The organism is Cupriavidus sp. 05L310 (assembly GCF_056398185.1).
The window spans coordinates 1-15,548 of record NZ_JBFTOX010000044.1; the positions used below are offsets into that span (position 1 = coordinate 1).

Annotated in this window: 13 protein-coding genes and 1 tRNA gene; 6 read left to right on the top strand and 8 right to left on the bottom strand. The window is 65.0% G+C overall.

Going from position 1 to position 15,548, the window contains the following annotated elements:
* Window positions 1–204: 204 nt before the first annotated feature.
* Window positions 205–1,149, bottom strand: a complete 945-nt coding sequence (locus tag AC1DS6_RS28110) for a DUF6279 family lipoprotein (RefSeq protein WP_441635671.1) — start codon at window positions 1,147–1,149, stop codon at window positions 205–207.
* Window positions 1,150–1,328: 179 nt separating this feature from the next.
* Here AC1DS6_RS28110 and glmU point away from each other — a divergent pair, with 179 nt between their 5' ends.
* Together glmU and glmS are read left to right on the top strand one after the other, a co-directional pair.
* Entirely contained in the window at window positions 1,329–2,690 is a 1,362-nt protein-coding gene (gene glmU, locus AC1DS6_RS28115; protein ID WP_441635669.1) for a bifunctional UDP-N-acetylglucosamine diphosphorylase/glucosamine-1-phosphate N-acetyltransferase GlmU, read from the top strand.
* Window positions 2,691–2,810: 120 nt separating this feature from the next.
* On the top strand, window positions 2,811–4,649 hold the full coding sequence (glmS, locus tag AC1DS6_RS28120; RefSeq protein WP_441635668.1) for a glutamine--fructose-6-phosphate transaminase (isomerizing): 1,839 nt from the start codon (window positions 2,811–2,813) through the stop codon (window positions 4,647–4,649).
* Window positions 4,650–4,904: 255 nt separating this feature from the next.
* On the opposite strand, the gene AC1DS6_RS28125 is transcribed toward glmS, so the two are convergent.
* On the bottom strand, window positions 4,905–6,347 hold the full coding sequence (locus AC1DS6_RS28125; RefSeq protein ID WP_441635666.1) for an HDOD domain-containing protein: 1,443 nt from the start codon (window positions 6,345–6,347) through the stop codon (window positions 4,905–4,907).
* 8 nt (window positions 6,348–6,355) lie between these two features.
* Window positions 6,356–8,137: a putative bifunctional diguanylate cyclase/phosphodiesterase gene (locus tag AC1DS6_RS28130; RefSeq protein WP_441635664.1), complete on the bottom strand. Its 1,782-nt coding sequence runs from the start codon at window positions 8,135–8,137 to the stop codon at window positions 6,356–6,358.
* A gap of 346 nt (window positions 8,138–8,483) precedes the next feature.
* Between AC1DS6_RS28130 and AC1DS6_RS28135 the strand changes: the two genes are divergently transcribed.
* The 4 genes from AC1DS6_RS28135 to AC1DS6_RS28150 all read left to right on the top strand — a co-directional run bounded on the left by AC1DS6_RS28135 (window position 8,484) and on the right by AC1DS6_RS28150 (window position 11,010).
* The gene (locus AC1DS6_RS28135; protein ID WP_045236150.1) at window positions 8,484–8,903 is read left to right on the top strand and encodes a hotdog fold thioesterase; all 420 of its coding nucleotides are present in this window, start codon (window positions 8,484–8,486) and stop codon (window positions 8,901–8,903) included.
* Window positions 8,904–8,996: 93 nt separating this feature from the next.
* Window positions 8,997–9,071 (top strand) — tRNA-Cys (locus tag AC1DS6_RS28140).
* A 354-nt stretch (window positions 9,072–9,425) separates the two neighbouring features.
* Window positions 9,426–9,869, top strand: coding sequence for a GNAT family N-acetyltransferase (locus AC1DS6_RS28145; RefSeq protein WP_441635662.1), 444 nt, complete (start codon window positions 9,426–9,428; stop codon window positions 9,867–9,869).
* A 16-nt stretch (window positions 9,870–9,885) separates the two neighbouring features.
* On the top strand, window positions 9,886–11,010 hold the full coding sequence (locus AC1DS6_RS28150) for a bifunctional nicotinamide-nucleotide adenylyltransferase/Nudix hydroxylase (protein ID WP_441635661.1): 1,125 nt from the start codon (window positions 9,886–9,888) through the stop codon (window positions 11,008–11,010).
* Between the two features lie 163 nt (window positions 11,011–11,173).
* Here the strand turns inward: AC1DS6_RS28150 and AC1DS6_RS28155 are convergent, their stop codons facing one another.
* From AC1DS6_RS28155 to urtC, 5 genes are all read right to left on the bottom strand, one after another.
* Complete coding sequence (locus tag AC1DS6_RS28155; protein WP_441635659.1) at window positions 11,174–11,512, bottom strand: FmdB family zinc ribbon protein; 339 nt, start codon at window positions 11,510–11,512, stop codon at window positions 11,174–11,176.
* A 67-nt stretch (window positions 11,513–11,579) separates the two neighbouring features.
* On the bottom strand, window positions 11,580–12,809 hold the full coding sequence (fmdA, locus tag AC1DS6_RS28160) for a formamidase (RefSeq protein ID WP_035869950.1): 1,230 nt from the start codon (window positions 12,807–12,809) through the stop codon (window positions 11,580–11,582).
* A gap of 68 nt (window positions 12,810–12,877) precedes the next feature.
* Window positions 12,878–13,567 carry an urea ABC transporter ATP-binding subunit UrtE gene (urtE, locus tag AC1DS6_RS28165; RefSeq protein WP_276287593.1) on the bottom strand — a complete coding sequence of 230 codons (690 nt, stop codon included), beginning with the start codon at window positions 13,565–13,567 and terminating at the stop codon, window positions 12,878–12,880.
* Between the two features lie 16 nt (window positions 13,568–13,583).
* Window positions 13,584–14,327 carry an urea ABC transporter ATP-binding protein UrtD gene (gene urtD, locus AC1DS6_RS28170; protein WP_441635656.1) on the bottom strand — a complete coding sequence of 248 codons (744 nt, stop codon included), beginning with the start codon at window positions 14,325–14,327 and terminating at the stop codon, window positions 13,584–13,586.
* Window positions 14,328–14,356: 29 nt separating this feature from the next.
* Complete coding sequence (urtC, locus tag AC1DS6_RS28175; protein WP_441635654.1) at window positions 14,357–15,529, bottom strand: urea ABC transporter permease subunit UrtC; 1,173 nt, start codon at window positions 15,527–15,529, stop codon at window positions 14,357–14,359.
* Window positions 15,530–15,548: the final 19 nt, after the last annotated feature.

Genomic DNA, 15,548 nt, shown 5'->3' on the forward strand with positions numbered 1-15,548 from the left:
TGGGTCCCGGCCGCTCTTTTCGCCGGATCCCGAGGGGGTGTCGCCCCATCCGGCGCGCCTTCTTTGCCTACTTTCTTGGCAAGACAAGAAAGTAGGTCGCCTCCCCGCAGGGGAGGTGAAACTGCCTTTGACTTTAGGCTTTTGAAGTTGAAGTTGAAGTTGAAGTTAAGCAGTTAACGAGTTACAAAAAGGCCCCCCAAAAAATCAATTCTCCGCCCGAGCCGGCCGAGGCGCAGCCACAGTATTGCCCCCATCACGCATCAACGCATTGGCATCATCAATCCATTTCTGAAACCGCTCCACCGCATGTGCCTTCTGCTCCGGCGTTGTCAGGTTGGCAATAGTGACAGTCAACGCCAGTCCAGCCTCGTTATTGGCGTCATGACGCGCATTGCGCTCCCTGGTCGGCGGGTTCTGCCAGTGATCGCCATAGCGCTTGAGCATCTCGACCACCTGGGCCTTGGGCGGATGCTCGGCCTGCACCTGCCGCACCAGCGCCAGCCATTCCTGCTGGCGCTTGAGGCGTTCGGCGTAGCGCGCCTCGGCGCCTTGCACCACCGGAGCCATGGCGCGCCGGATGGCGGCTTCCTGGTCACTTGAAAAGCGCCCGTAGACCAGCCGCGCGTAGTCCATTATCTTGTCGAAGCGGGCCTCTTCGCGCGCCGCCGGGTCCGGGCGCAGGTATTCCTTGCGGTACTTGGCGTTGGCATCGGCGAATTTCTTCTCCATGCGGGCAATCTGGTCCGGGGTCAGCGTCAGCAACAGGTCGGCCACGTCGGGCGTGGAGCGGTCGAACGCTACGCGCGCCAGCCGCTGGGCGTCGTCCTGGATCTTGCCCACTGCCGCGGCGGATACCGGTTGCTGCACTTCGCTTTTGGCCTGCCGCAGCAATCCGGCGATCTCGGGCAACTGGTCCTTGCGGTGCCAGGCAAAGAAGCGGGCGATGGCATCGCGCGTCAGCGGTTCCTGGCTGGCGGTTACGTCGACGTAGTTGTCGATCCACCAGTAGGCCAGCCGGTCGCCCTGCTGGTAGCCCAGTTTCATGGCGCTGCAGGCCGTCAGGGCGAGCACGGCCGTGGCCAGGAAGAGGCGCCGGATCCGGTCCCCGCGCAGGTGGGGAAACGTCGTCAAACGGCGTAAAACGCCCATGATAGAATCCTTTTCCGCGCGTTTGGGTGCCTGTTCGCGCCCGCCATTCCGGGTCGCCGCAGGCGTTACCCCGCGCACCGGGGCTGGGGCCAGGACCCTGGCCGACGCTACGCGTCCCCGGCCATCGCGGGGGAGCGCTTCAAACGGGTTTTTGGACACACTCACTTAGGACCCTCCTTGTGAATATCGTCATTCTCGCTGCAGGCATGGGCAAACGGATGAACTCCGCGTTGCCCAAGGTACTGCATCCTCTCGCTGGCCGGCCATTGCTCGCGCATGTGATTGATACGGCGCGCAAATTGTTGCCGACGCGGCTTGTGGTGGTGGTGGGACACGGCGCCGAGCGCGTGCGCGAAGCCGTTGGCGCGGAAGACGTCGCCTTCGCCCTGCAGGCCGAGCAGCTGGGAACCGGTCACGCCGTGGCGCAGGCGCTGCCGCTGCTCGATGACAGCCAGCCCACGCTGGTGCTTTATGGCGACGTGCCGCTGACCGAGCCGTCCACGCTGCAGCGCCTGGTGGCCGAGGCCGGCAACGGGCGCTTCGGCATCCTGACCGTAGAGATGGATGATCCCGCCGGCTACGGCCGAATCGTGCGCGAAGACGGCCGCATCGTGCGCATCGTCGAGCAAAAGGATGCCAGCGAGCAACAGCGCGCCATCCGTGAGATCAATACCGGCATCATCCTGGCGCCCACTGGCCACCTGCGCCGCTGGCTGTCCACGTTGCGCAATGACAACGCCCAGGGCGAGTATTACCTTACCGATACCGTCGAGCGCGCGGTCGCGGACGGCGTCGAGGTGGTCTCGGCACAGCCCGCCGCGCTGTGGGAAACACTTGGCGTCAACAGCAAGGTGCAACTCGCCGAGCTCGAGCGTATCCACCAGCGCAACCTGGCGCAGCGGCTGCTGGAAGCCGGCGTGACGCTGCTGGACCCGGCGCGGATCGATATCCGCGGCGAACTCACCTGCGGGCGCGACGTCACGATCGATGTCAATTGCGTGTTCGAGGGGCGGGTGCACCTCGAAGACGGCGCGCATATCGGCGCCAACTGCGTGATTCGCAACAGCACCGTGGGTGCCGGCGCACGGGTGCAACCGTTCTGTCATTTCGAGGATGCCAGCGTCGGCGCGGAAGGCCGCATCGGCCCGTACGCGCGCCTGCGCCCCGGCACGGTGCTGGCCGAGGACGTGCATATCGGCAACTTCGTCGAGGTCAAGAACAGCCAGATCGCGGCGCACAGCAAGGCCAATCACCTTGCCTATGTGGGCGACGCCACAGTTGGCTCGCGCGTCAATATTGGCGCCGGCACCATCACCTGCAACTATGATGGGGCCAACAAGTTCCGCACCGTGATCGAGGACGATGTCTTTATCGGCTCCGACACGCAACTGGTCGCCCCGGTGACCGTGCGCCGCGGAGCCACCATTGGCGCCGGCACCACGCTGACCAAGGAAGCGGCGGCCGACAAGCTGACGCTGTCGCGCGCCAAGCAAATGACCATCGATGCCTGGCAGCGGCCGGTCAAGCAAGCAAAAAAATGAGTCCCGCCGCCGACCTGCCCGGATAAGGGCGGGCGGCACGGGCAATCCTCGGGCGACGGCGCCGCCGTCCTCGCAGCAATCATCCGGTGCGGCCGTGTCCGCACCCCGTGGGAGAAGAATATGTGCGGCATCGTCGGCGCGGTTTCCTCGCGCAATATCGTTCCGGTCCTGATCGAAGGCCTGCGTCGCCTCGAATACCGCGGCTATGACTCTTGCGGCGTGGCGGTGGTGCGCGATGGCGCGCTCGAACGCGCCCGCACGGTGTCGCGCGTGGCCGACCTGGACGAGCAGACCCGCGCGTCCGGCCTGTCCGGCCTGACCGGCGTGGCGCACACGCGCTGGGCCACGCACGGCAAGCCCGACACCACCAATGCCCACCCGCACTTCTCGGGCGAAACCATCGCACTGGTGCACAACGGCATCATTGAGAACTACGAGCCGCTGCGCGAAGAGCTGCGCGCCGCCGGCTATGGTTTCGAGTCGCAGACCGATACCGAGGTCGTCGCCCACCTGATCCACCAGGTCTACACATATCCGAGCAGCGCCACGCGCGGCGACCTGTTCGCCTCGGTGCGCGCGGTGACCAAGCGCCTGCACGGCGCTTACGCCATCGCCGTGTTCTCCAAGGATCACCCTGAGCGCGTGGTCGGCGCCCGCGCCGGTTCGCCGCTGGTGGTGGCGCTGGGCGACAACGAGTCGTTCCTGGCTTCCGACGCGCTGGCCGTGGCGGGCACCGCCAACCGCATCATCTATCTGGAAGAAGGCGACGTGGTGGAGATCACCCGCGAGGGCGCCACGATCCACGACGTGCACGACCACCTGGTCGAGCGGGAAGTGCGCGTGGTCGAAACCCACGCCGCTGCCGTGGAACTGGGCCCGTACCGCCACTTCATGCAAAAGGAGATCTTCGAGCAGCCGCGCGCGCTCGGCGACACGCTGGAAGGCATCGAAGCCATCACGCCGGAACTCTTCGGCGCCAATGCGCAAAGCGTGTTCAGCGAAATCGACAACGTGCTGATCCTGGCCTGCGGTACCAGCTACTACTCGGGCTGCACCGCCAAGTACTGGCTCGAATCCGTCGCCAAGATCCCGACCCAGGTCGAGGTGGCGAGCGAGTACCGCTACCGCGAGACCGTGCCGAACCCGCGTGCGCTGGTCGTGGTGATCTCGCAGTCCGGCGAAACCGCCGACACCATGGCCGCGCTGCGCCATGCCAAGTCGCTGGGCCACACCCACACGCTGGCGGTATGCAACGTCGCCACAAGCGCCATGGTGCGCGAGACCGAGTTGCGCTTCCTCACCCGCGCCGGCACCGAGATCGGCGTGGCCTCGACCAAGGCCTTCACCACCCAGCTCGCCGCGCTGTACATGCTGACGCTGGCGCTGGCCAAGGTGCGCGGCAAGCTCACGGCCGAGGCCGAGGCCGCCGCACTGGCCAACCTGCGCCACCTCCCTGTGGCGCTGCACGGCGTGCTGGCGCTGGAGCCGCAGATCATCTCCTGGTCCGAAGACTTCGCGCGCCGCGAGAACGCGCTGTTCCTGGGCCGTGGCCTGCATTACCCGATTGCCCTCGAAGGCGCGCTCAAGCTCAAGGAAATCTCCTACATTCATGCCGAGGCTTATCCCGCCGGCGAACTCAAGCATGGCCCGCTGGCGCTGGTGACCGAGGCCATGCCCGTGGTCACGGTGGCGCCCAACGACGCCCTGCTGGAAAAGCTCAAGTCCAACATCCAGGAAGTGCGCGCCCGTGGCGGCCGGCTGTATGTGTTCGCCGACAGCGACACCCACATCCAGTCCACCGATGGCATCCAGGTGATCCGCCTGCCCGAGCACTACGGCGACCTCTCGCCGATCCTGCACGTGGTGCCGCTGCAACTGCTGGCCTACCACACGGCCTGCGCCCGCGGCACTGATGTGGACAAGCCGCGCAACCTGGCCAAGTCGGTCACGGTGGAGTAAGGGAGGCAAGCCGCGCCGCCCGGCATGGCCAGGACTGCCTGGCCGGGCCGGTGGCATCGCCGGCATTTGCAAGTGCGCTTCCATGTTGGCGGCAACGCAAGGGCGCGCGCCCGATGTGGCGCGCCTTGCCAGCCATGTTCAGATACTGCGTCCAGCATGGCCTCGGCACCCGCCGCGCGCTATCGGTGAGTTGCCTACTTTGGTATCCACCAACGTCGCGGCGGCGCGGCGCGCGCTCGCCCGCGCGCTCCAGGGCTACCGGTGTTCGGCAGAGCGGAGAAAGCTCGACGAGATTTCCCGCGTCAGAAGATCGAACGATTCCATTTCATCGTCGGACAGTCCGCCCGCGCAAACCGTCGTGCCCCAGTCTCCGCAGATCATCGCGACACAGCGGTTCTTGATCATCACGGGCGCCACCAGGATGGACCTGGCATCGGGCATCTGCTCGCGATACCAGCGCGGCACGCGGTGTGCCAATTCCTTGTCGAAGGAGTCTTCGAAGAGCAGGGGCTTGTGCGCGATGGCCGCGAAGTGAAAGATATCGGGGACAAATCCCTCTTCAAACGATAGCGCCTCCATCTTCTCGCGCATGCCTTCGCCAAATCCGACGCGCGCCCCAAAGCGTTTCGCCATCGGATTGAGCAGCATGAGAAAACAGTGCGAGAAATTCAGCGCCCGCATGGCCGATTCGAGCACCAGCGGAGCCAGTTCGGATACCGGCAGTCCGCTGCCCTCGCGCTGTACCTCAAGGAGACTCTGCTGGAGCCGCTTGAGCGCATCCTTGGGCTTGCCTGCGTTCCGGGGAGGGTTCGCATCGCCCGCATCGTCTGTATCCGGGGACTCCGCATGTGCCATGGACACGTTCAATGCCAGGGCCTGCTTCACCGCGCCTTCGACCGCGGCGGTTTGCAGGCCCAGCGCCTCCGCGTGAGTCAGGAGCAAGGCCTGGACGGCTGCCTCGGGCGCATCGCTGGCGAGCATTGCGGCGGCCCGGGCGGAAACGTCGGCGATGGCGCCCAGCCAGTCGGCATGGGATTCCAGTACGGAATCCGCATCGAAGCGCTTGCGCAGCATCGAGTTCGCGATCACGGCGGGCAGGCGCCATTTAATGGCCGCCGCCTCCGCGATATCCTCCAGGGTCACGTCAAGGACTCGCTGGCAGGCTTCGCTTTCCTGCATGGCATCTCCCTCGCACAAGGCCCGGATCTGTTCCCATTCTTCAGGAAAGTAGAAGATGAGGAGAAGGCGGCTCATGTGGTGCATCAGCGTGCAAACGACGGCCTCCTCGGCCTGTCCGATGCCTTGCGCGTTGCTGAGCGAGCGCGTGAGCTCGCCTGCGATCAGGGCCTGCTTTAGCTCGTGGGAGGCCTGGGGGCGGTTGATTGCCACGCCGGAGAAATAGTCCAGCAACTGGACCCCCAGCGTGAGATGGCTGATCGCATCGACGCCCAGGACCAGGATGGCGCGCGACACCGTCGTGACCTCGCCCCCGAAAGAGCGGTACATGGCGGAGTTGGCCAGGCGAATGACCTTTTGCGACAGGCTGAAGTCGGAGAGCACGGCAGCGGCCATCTCGCCGACGCTGATATCGCTGCTCAGCGTCTTGAATACGTTGTCGATGCAGAACTGTAGCGTGGGGAAATCCCCTTGCTGGGCCATCCGGTTCCATAGCGCATCGAAGAACTGCTTGTTTTGCATAGCGGCGTCTACTTCGAGAATACTTGCGAGCTGCCAAGGCGCAGCTTTCCGCTTTGCGTTTGTTTCACGAACTGGACCGGGCTCATTGCCTTTGCGTAGCGCCACCCCTGTACCAGCTCACACCCTTGTTCGGCCAGCAACTGGCTTTGCTCCTTTGATTCCACGCCTTCCGCGATGGCGACCAGCCCGAGTTCCCGCGCCAGGGACAACACGGCAAACACAATGGTCCTGGCGTGCGGCGAGTCCATCATGTCCGCGACGAAGCTCCTGTCGATCTTCAAAGCCGAGAGCGGGAAGCGGCGAAGGTAAGACAAGCTGGAATAGCCCGTCCCGAAGTCGTCCACCGCGAACCGGACTCCCAGGGCGCGCAGCTCCATCAGCAAGTCCTGGGCCGCTTCGGGGTCGGTCATCAGTGCGCCTTCCGTGATCTCCAGGACCAGCCGGTGCGAACTGATGCCAGCGTCCTTGATCGCCCTTCTGACGCTATCCGCGAATCCCGGGTGCCTGAACTGAACCGGCGAGACGTTGACGGATATATATCCCACATGCAGGCCCAGCGCATCCCAGCTTGCCAGCTGCGCGCAGGCGCAGCGAAGGGCCCATGCCCCAAGGTGGTTGATGAGGCCGTTATGCTCCGCAACCGGGATAAACACGCTCGGGGGGACTGGCCCCGTCGGGTGCTCCCATCGCATCAGCGCCTCGACTGCGCAGACCTCGCCTGAACCGGGCCACACGATGGGCTGATAGTGGAGAAGGAACTCGCCGTTCTGGACGGCCTCGAACATGCCCTGCTCTATCCGGAACTGTTCATCCAGGCGATGCTCAAGCTCCGGCGTGTAGACGCAATAGCGGTTCTTGCCCTGCGCCTTTGCGTCATACATGGCGAGGTCAGCGCGCTTGAGCAGTTGCGACTCGGACTGATGGGCGTGCGTGCCGAAGGTCAGTCCGAGGCTGGTGGTGACACGGATCTGGCAGCCTGCGAGATGAAAGGGCTGCCTGCAGGCATGTATCACTCTTTCAACCAGGCCGATGGCCGCCGCTTCCGATGCGATCCCGTCCAATAGCAGCACAAACTCGTCGCCGCCCAGCCGCGCGACCACATCCTTGGGGCGAACGGCGTCCAGCAGCCGCACGCTGACTTGCTTTAGCAAGGCATCGCCGAATTCATGGCCCAGCGAGTCATTCACCTTCTTGAACCCATCGAGGTCCATCAAGGCGACCGCAAACGGCGTCTTTCCCGTTCCGTCTTCGGCAAAGTAAGCGGAAATGCGCTCGCGCAGGAATGCGCGGTTGCCCACGCCGGTCAATGGGTCGCGAAAGGATGCCTCGATAAGTCGCTGTTCATTGTCAACCCAGTGCGTAATGTCGTAGCCAAACAACAACAGACAAACACCGCCGTCTTCATTTGCGTACCGGCAGACCCGGAGGTCCAGCCATCGGCTTTCGCCCACCCCGCCGGAGAACCGGATCCGGCCGCGCTGCCAGGAACCCTCTTGTTCGCAGGCCAGGAGCAGCTCGGCGAGCTGTTCGCGTTGTTCGAACGAGACCACATCCAGTATCGAGGACTTGAGCAGGTATTCCCGGGGAAAGGCCAGCAACTGAGCCGATGCTTCCGTTGCCAGCATGATGTAGCCCGTGACATCGATTTGCAGGGCAAGTCCGCCTGTGGCTTCGAGCAGCGCCCAGGCGTCGCGCGCCGATACATCGGCCGACGAGGGCGTGCTCCGGTCGGATGCTGGCCATCCAGGAGGCTCGTCCGCTAGCACAGCATCATACGTAAACGACGTCATGGAGCTCTTGTTGAAATCCAGGCTGGATTGAGAATCCCGATAATTAAACGCCGCCGGCGCGGCTTGGTGCCGCCATGCCGGGCATTGGTCTTTGTCACGTGCGCGGCCGTCCCTGCCTTTAAAGTGATTTTAAGTGCATGTTGACCATACAACGCATGTCAGTTTAACGCTTAACCGCGACGGCGCATTGTCTCAAATGCGTTGGGGAATTGGAGATCGCGTTGCCGTGGCCGGCGCCGCGCCGGCCACAACCCGCCGGGCCCGTGTTTTCCGGGCAAGACGGGCCACGTGAACCCCTATGGACTGGTGCCTTAGAATGCGGGACAAACAACATCGGAGACCGTGCATGCTGTGGAAATCGACCCCGTCCCTGAAAGACCTCCAGGCCCGTCACAAGGACACCGCCGTCGAGCAACTGGGTATCGAGTTCACCGAGATCGGCGAGGCGTCGCTCAGTGCGCGCATGCCGGTGGACCGCCGCACCGTGCAGCCGCATGGCATCCTGCATGGCGGGGCTTCGGTGCTGCTGGCCGAGACGCTGGGCAGTTGCGCCGCCAGCCTGTGCCTGGATAGCGCAACGCAATACTGCGTAGGGCTCGATATCAATGCGAACCATGTGCGCGCGGCGCGAACCGGCTATGTGACCGGCACCGCCACCCCGGTCCATATCGGCCGCACCACCCATGTGTGGGCCATCGACATTCGCAACGACGAAGGCAAGACGGTGTGCGTCTCGCGAATCACCATGTCGATTCTTTCGCGCTGAAAGCCGGCCGGTCGGGTGCCGTGCAGAGTTTTTTATTTCCGGCTACACTGCGCCCCGCACTGTAGCGGATGCCAATCGAGGCATCCCGGCAGCGGCGGGGTGGCAGAGTGGTTATGCTACGGTCTGCAAAGCCGTACACGGCGGTTCGATTCCGTTCCCCCGCCTCCAGCAAGGCCCTGATTTTTCAGGGCTTTTGTTTTTTCTGTTGATATCGGGTTCCACCGGAAGGCGATTGCCGACGGTCCGGTCGAACTCGCCGGAAGCAATTCCCAAAACCCGCGGAAGTCCCTTCAGGCATCCATGCCGCGCGCGCAGAAGCGCAACCTCCGCGCGCCGGCTCAGGATCCGCTCCCCCTGTCTCTCCCGGCATGACGCACACAAACGAGCGCCGCATTCGGCGAATCAGATACGCGTTATGCCGTTTGCCCGGCTGGAACATGTCGCCCGAATCATGTAGTGTGAAGTCAACGCAGTCCATCCATGACAACCTCCGCCATCGTGCGTGGCGGGGAGATAAATGCAATGACAAGAGATCTGCGTCTTCGCGTCGCACAACCGGCCGATTGGCCGGCGATCGCGGAAGTCCTTGAAACCTGTGGCCTCGCCAGCGACGATCTCGATCCCTCGCTGGCGTTGTTCCATATTGCCCTGCTCGACGGCGCGATCGTCGGTTGCGCCGCCGCCGAAGGCTATGGGGAAACCATTGTCGTGCGTTCGGTCGCCGTGCTGCCGCCCTACCGCGATCATGGCATCGCCTCCCATATGGTTTCCGCCGTGCTGATGCGCGCGCGCGCCAACGGCTGTACGCGCGCCGTGCTGCTGAGCGCCACTTGCCCAAGCTACTTTGCCCGCTACGGGTTCTCTCTGATCTCGGCGGATCGCCTGGCGCCCGAAGTGCGCGCCTCGCGCGAGTTCCGGCGCCAGGAGGGGACGTTGCCGCTGTGCATGTGCTGCGAGCTGAAATGACCTGCATGACGTATCGATGAACCAGCCGAGCCAGACAAACCAGACAAAGCAGACAAGACCAGAGCCTTTCGGATACCTGGTCTATATCGGCCGTTTCGAGCCCTTCCACAATGGCCATTTCGCCATGCTGCGCCAGGCGCTGGCACAGGCCCGCACGGTGATCGTGGTGCTGGGTTCGGCGGGCGGGGCCCGTACCGTGAAAAATCCGTTCACCGCCGGCGAGCGCCGCCAGATGATCGAGGGCGCGGTGGCCGGATGGGATGCCGCGCGTGTTGCCGATCTGCGCTTCGTGGCGGTGCGGGACTATGGCGAGAGCGTGCGCTGGACGGCTGCGGTGCGCGCGGCAGTGGACGCCGTGCCGGACGTCCAGCCGGCATTGGCGGCGGCTGCGCAAGATGCCCCGCGCGTCGGCCTGTTCGGGCATTTCAAGGGCGCGTCTTCGGGTTATCTCAATGACTTTCCCGGCTGGGACCTGGTGCCGCAGCCAGGCTTCGGGCAGTTCAATGCGGCCGACGTGCGCCAGCAGTGGTTCGAGCAGCAGGGCGAACTGGGCGAACTGGTGCATGTACTGCCGCCGCCGGTTGCCGCCTTCCTGCGCGAGTTTGCCGCGGGCGGGGCCTTCGCGACCTTGCTGGCGGAATATCGCTTCCTGCAGGACCACAAGATGCGGTGGGCAGCCGCGCCCTATCCGCCGGTGTTCGTGACCGTGGATGCCGTGGTGCGCTGCTGTGGCCAGGTGCTGCTGATCCGCCGTGGCGGACAGCCGGGCCGTGGCGCATGGGCGCTGCCCGGCGGCTTCCTCGATCAGCATGAACGCGTGGCGGATGCGGTCCTGCGTGAACTCGACGAGGAAACGCGCTTCGGCTTGCCGAAGGCGGCGCTGCAGCAATCGTGCCGCGCCCAGGCGCTGTTCGATCACCCCGAGCGCAGCCTGCGCGGACGCACGCTGACCCACGCCTTCTTCTTCGACCTGACGCTCGATGCGCTGCCCGCGGTGGCCGCGGCCGACGACGCGGCCGCGGTGCGCTGGGTGCCGCAGCACGAACTGCTGGCGCTGGAGGAGCAGATGTTCGAGGACCACTTGCTGATCCTCGATCGCTTCCTGCATCTGTTCGACGGCGAGGCGCGGCCAGCAGGCTGATTCGCCTTGTGGCGGGACGCCCGCCGGATCGCCGGATGGCCTCGTGGCCGCCGAGGCAAGCCTGCGCCAGCGCGCCGGCGGGACCGTTCGCCACCACGCGGCCTGCCTCCATCACATGGCCGCGATCGGCCAGCGCCGGGGCAGCCAGCAGCCAAAAGCATGCCTAGTGGCTGATCATCCAGGGCCGTCCGGCCGGCTTTCCTTTCGGCGCATTCGCCGCCGCGCCGGGCGCCCCGGCCAGCGTCACCTTGCTCCCACAGCAACCACAACCCGGCCCATGCCCGCCGCGCGCCGATTCGCGCGGCGCGGCGGCGCTGCGCTCGTTGATGGCATGCGCCCGGCGCGATGCCGCCGGCATGCTGGCCAGCGATGGCGCGGCAACCAGGGCGCGGTCGGCGAAGCCGCCGCAGGCAGGGCAGGCGCATGGTTCGTCGCGTCGCGCGATGGGACGCATGGCGGCGAAATCGCCGCAGCCCGGGCAGCGGTAATCGTAGGTTGGCATCTGGCAGTCTCCGTGTCTCGAATGTTCCCGGGCGCGCCGTGGTGCGAGGGCACGCCCGGCAGTGCCGTCAAACGTCCGGCGAAATCGGCAGGTCCACATCGCCCGTGATGTGCTTCACGGGCCCTTGCGCGCTCGGCCGGATATCGAAATCGAAGATCTGAGTCGGCAGCCACAGCGTGGCGCAGGCATTGGGAACATCGACCACGCCGCTGATATGCCCCTGCACCGGCGCCGTGCCCAGGATCGAGTACGCCTGCGCCCGCGAGTAGCCGAACCTGGTCATGTACTCGATGGCGTTCAGGCAGGCCTGGCGGTAAGCCACATGCACATCCAGGTAATGCTGCTGGCCGGCCTCGTCCACCGAGATGCCTTCGAAGATCAGGTAGTCGTTGTAGTTCGGCGTGATCGGGCTGGGTTTGAAGATGGGATTCCTGATGCCGTACTTGGCCATGCCGCCCTTGATCAGGGACACGCGCATATGCACCCAGCCGGCCATTTCGATGGCGCCGCAGAAGGTGATTTCGCCATCGCCTTGCGAGAAGTGCAGGTCGCCAACCGACAGGCCAGCGCCGTCGACATAGACGGGGAAATACACCTTGGCGCCGCGCGAGAGGTCCTTGATGTCGCAGTTGCCGCCATGTTCGCGCGGCGGCACGGTGCGTGCGCCGTGCGCCGCGGCCTGGTCGCGCGCATCGCCCTGCAGGCGGCCCATGTGCGCCGTGGCGGCGAAGGGCGGGTTGGCCAGCGCCGGCACGCGATCGGGGTCGGTGGCGATGAAGTCGATCTCGCGTTTGTTCCAGGTCTCCAGCAGCGATTTGTCCGGCATGCAGCCGATCAGCCCAGGGTGGATCAGGCCGGCGAAGTTGACGCCGGGTATATGGCGCGACGACGTGTAGAGACCGTGGAAATCCCAGATGGATTTCTGCGCGAGCGGGAAGTGGTCGGTCAGGAAGCCGCCGCCGTTTTGCTTGGAGAAGAAACCATTGAAGCCCCACTGGCTCTCCGCCTTGGCACCGATGTCGAGCAGGTCCACCACCAGCAGGTCGCCGGGCTCGGCGCCTTCCACGCCGACGGGGCCGCTCAGGAAGTGAACGATGGACAGGTCGATGTCGCGCACGTCGTCGGCGGAGTCGTTGTTCTTGATGAAGCCGCCGGTCCAGTCGTAGGTTTCCAGGATGAAGTCGTCGCCGGGCCTGACCCATGCGGCCATCGGGATGTCCGGGTGCCAGCGGTTGTGGACATTGGGATTCTCGTACGGGGATTCGGCCAGATCGACCTTGATCAGGGTGTCCGTCATGACATGCCTCCTGGTGGGTGTTGGGCGTGAAGAAATCGTGGAAGAAATCGAAAAAAAGGCGCTGCCGGCTAGACCGAAAGCAATTGCCGGATGCGCTCGACGTCGGTGCCGTTGCGCTGGGTCTCGTGCACGAAGCGGCCGCCTTCGATCACCAGCAGGCGGTCCGCCACATCGAGCGCGAAGCTGAGCACCTGCTCGGAGAAGACGATAGTGATATCGCGCGTGCGGCGGATCTCGTTGAGCGCGCGTGCGATGTCCTTGATGATCGATGGCTGGATGCCCTCGGTGGGTTCGTCCAGCAGCAGCACCTTGGGATTGGCCACCAGCGCGCGCGCTATCGCCAGTTGCTGCTGCTGCCCCCCGGAGAGGTTGCCGCCCTTGCGCCGGCGCATCTCGAACAGCACCGGGAACATGGCGAAGATTTCCTCGGGGATGCGGCGGCTCTTGCCTTGCTCCATGCCGGTCAGGATGTTCTCTTCCACCGTGAGGTGGGAGAAGATCATGCGGCCCTGCGGCACATAGGCCAGGCCCGCGCGCACGCGCCTGTAGCTTTCGTCCTGCGCGACGTCTCGCCCGTCCACGCAGACCTGTCCGGAGCGCACCGGCAACATGCCGATCATGGCCTTGAACAGCGTGGTCTTTCCCATGCCGTTGCGGCCCATGATGGCTACCGTCTCGCCTTGCGCGGCAGCGAACGACACGCCGTGCAGCGCTTCGCTTTGTCCGTAGTTCACGACCACGTTGTCGACTGTGAGCATGCTGGTCTCCCTGGGCTCAGTGGCCAAGATAAACGTCGATCACGCGCGGATCGTTCTGCACCTGCTCCATCGAGCCTTCGGCGAGGATCTTGCCCTGGTGCATCACCGTGACCTTGTCGGCGATGCGCTTGACGAAATCCATGTCGTGCTCGATCACGATCACCGCGCGGCCGCGGCTGATGCGCTTGAGCAGTTCCGCGGTCTGCTCGCGCTCGCGCACGCTCATGCCGGCGATGGGCTCGTCGAGCATCAGCAGTTGTGGCTCCTGCATCAGCAGCATGCCGATCTCCAGCCATTGTTTCTGCCCGTGCGAGAGTTGCGCGGCCTCGCGCTCCAGCGCATCGGCCAGGCCGATCTCGTCGGCCACGCCGGCCACGCGCTGGCGCACCTCGGGCGTGGTGCGGAACGTGAGCGCGCCCAGCACGCCACGGCCGCGCGGGAACGAAACCGCGAGGTTCTGGAACACGCTGAGGTTCTCGTAGATCGAAGGAGTCTGGAACTTGCGGCCCACCCCGGCGCGCACGATCTGGTATTCGGGCAGGCCGGTCATCTCGCGGTTGCGGAACTTGATACTGCCGCCGGTGGCGCGGGTCTTGCCGCACACGAGATCGAGCAGCGTGGTCTTGCCGGCGCCGTTGGGGCCGATGATCACGCGCAGCTCGTCGCGATCGACATACAGCGTGAGCTTGTCGATGGCCCGGAAGCCGTCGAAGGAAACGGTCAGGTCTTCCACCGCCAGCATGAAATCGGTATTGCTCATGGCGTCTTCCTCGCTTTGGACGGATGGCTTCAGGCGGTACGGCCGGGAATCCCTTCGGCGGGCGGCGTCGGTACTGCGGGCGAAGTCGCCTCCACAGCCGGGTCGGCGGGATCGGACGGGCTGCCGATGGTCCGGCGGCGCGACATGTACTTGCTGTAGAGGCCGGCCAGCCCGTCGGGAAAGGCCACCACCACGCCGATGAACAGCGCCGCCATCAGGAACAGCCACAGGTCGGGAAAGCTCTCGGAGAAATACGTCTTGCCGAAATTGACCAGCAGCGTGCCCCACACCGCGCCCACCAGGCTCATGCGCCCGCCCACGGCGGCAAAGATCACCATTTCGATGGAGGGCACGATGCCGACGAAGGACGGTGACATAAAGCCCACCTGCAGCGTGAACAGCGCACCGCCCACCGCCGACAGCGCGGCGGCCAGGCAGAACACGAAGACCTTGAACATGGCCACGTCGTAGCCGGAGAAGCGCACGCGGTCTTCCTTGTCGCGCATCGCCAGCAACAGCACGCCGAGCTTGCTGCGCTGGATCCCGCGGCACACGGCGATGGCGCCGAACAGCAGCGCCACGTTGGCGAAGTACAGGATCACTTTGGCGCCGTCGCTGCGGATGTCCCAGCCCAGCATGGTCTTGAGGTCGGTGATGCCGTTGACGCCGCCGGTATAGCCCTGTTGGCCGATGATCAGCACCGAGAGGATCAGCGCCACCGCCTGCGTGATGATGGCGAAGTACACCCCGCCCACGCGCCGGCGGAACATGGCGAAGCTGACGATAAAGGCCAGCGCCACCGGAATCGCGATCACGCCGGCCAGCGCAAATGGCAGGTGGCGGAACGGCTCCCACCACCACGGCAGCGCGGTGAGCTGGTTCCAGTCCATGAAGTCGGGGATGCCGGGCGTGGACTGGATCGCGGTGCTCTTCGCGTCGGACGCTTCGAGTTTGAGGAACATCGCCATGGCGTAGCCGCCCAGGCCGAAGAACACGCCCTGGCCAAGGCTCAGCACGCCGCCGTAGCCCCACAGCATGACCAGGCCAATGGCGACGAAGGCGTAGCTCAGGTACTTGCCGATCAGGTTGAGCCGGAACACGTCGAGCGCCAGCGGCATGACGACAAGGAGCGCCACGGCCAGCACAAGGTAGCCGGCGAATTCGCCGCGCAACAGGCGGGCGGTGGAAGAGGAGGGCGACATCACAAGCTCCTGTGCAGGT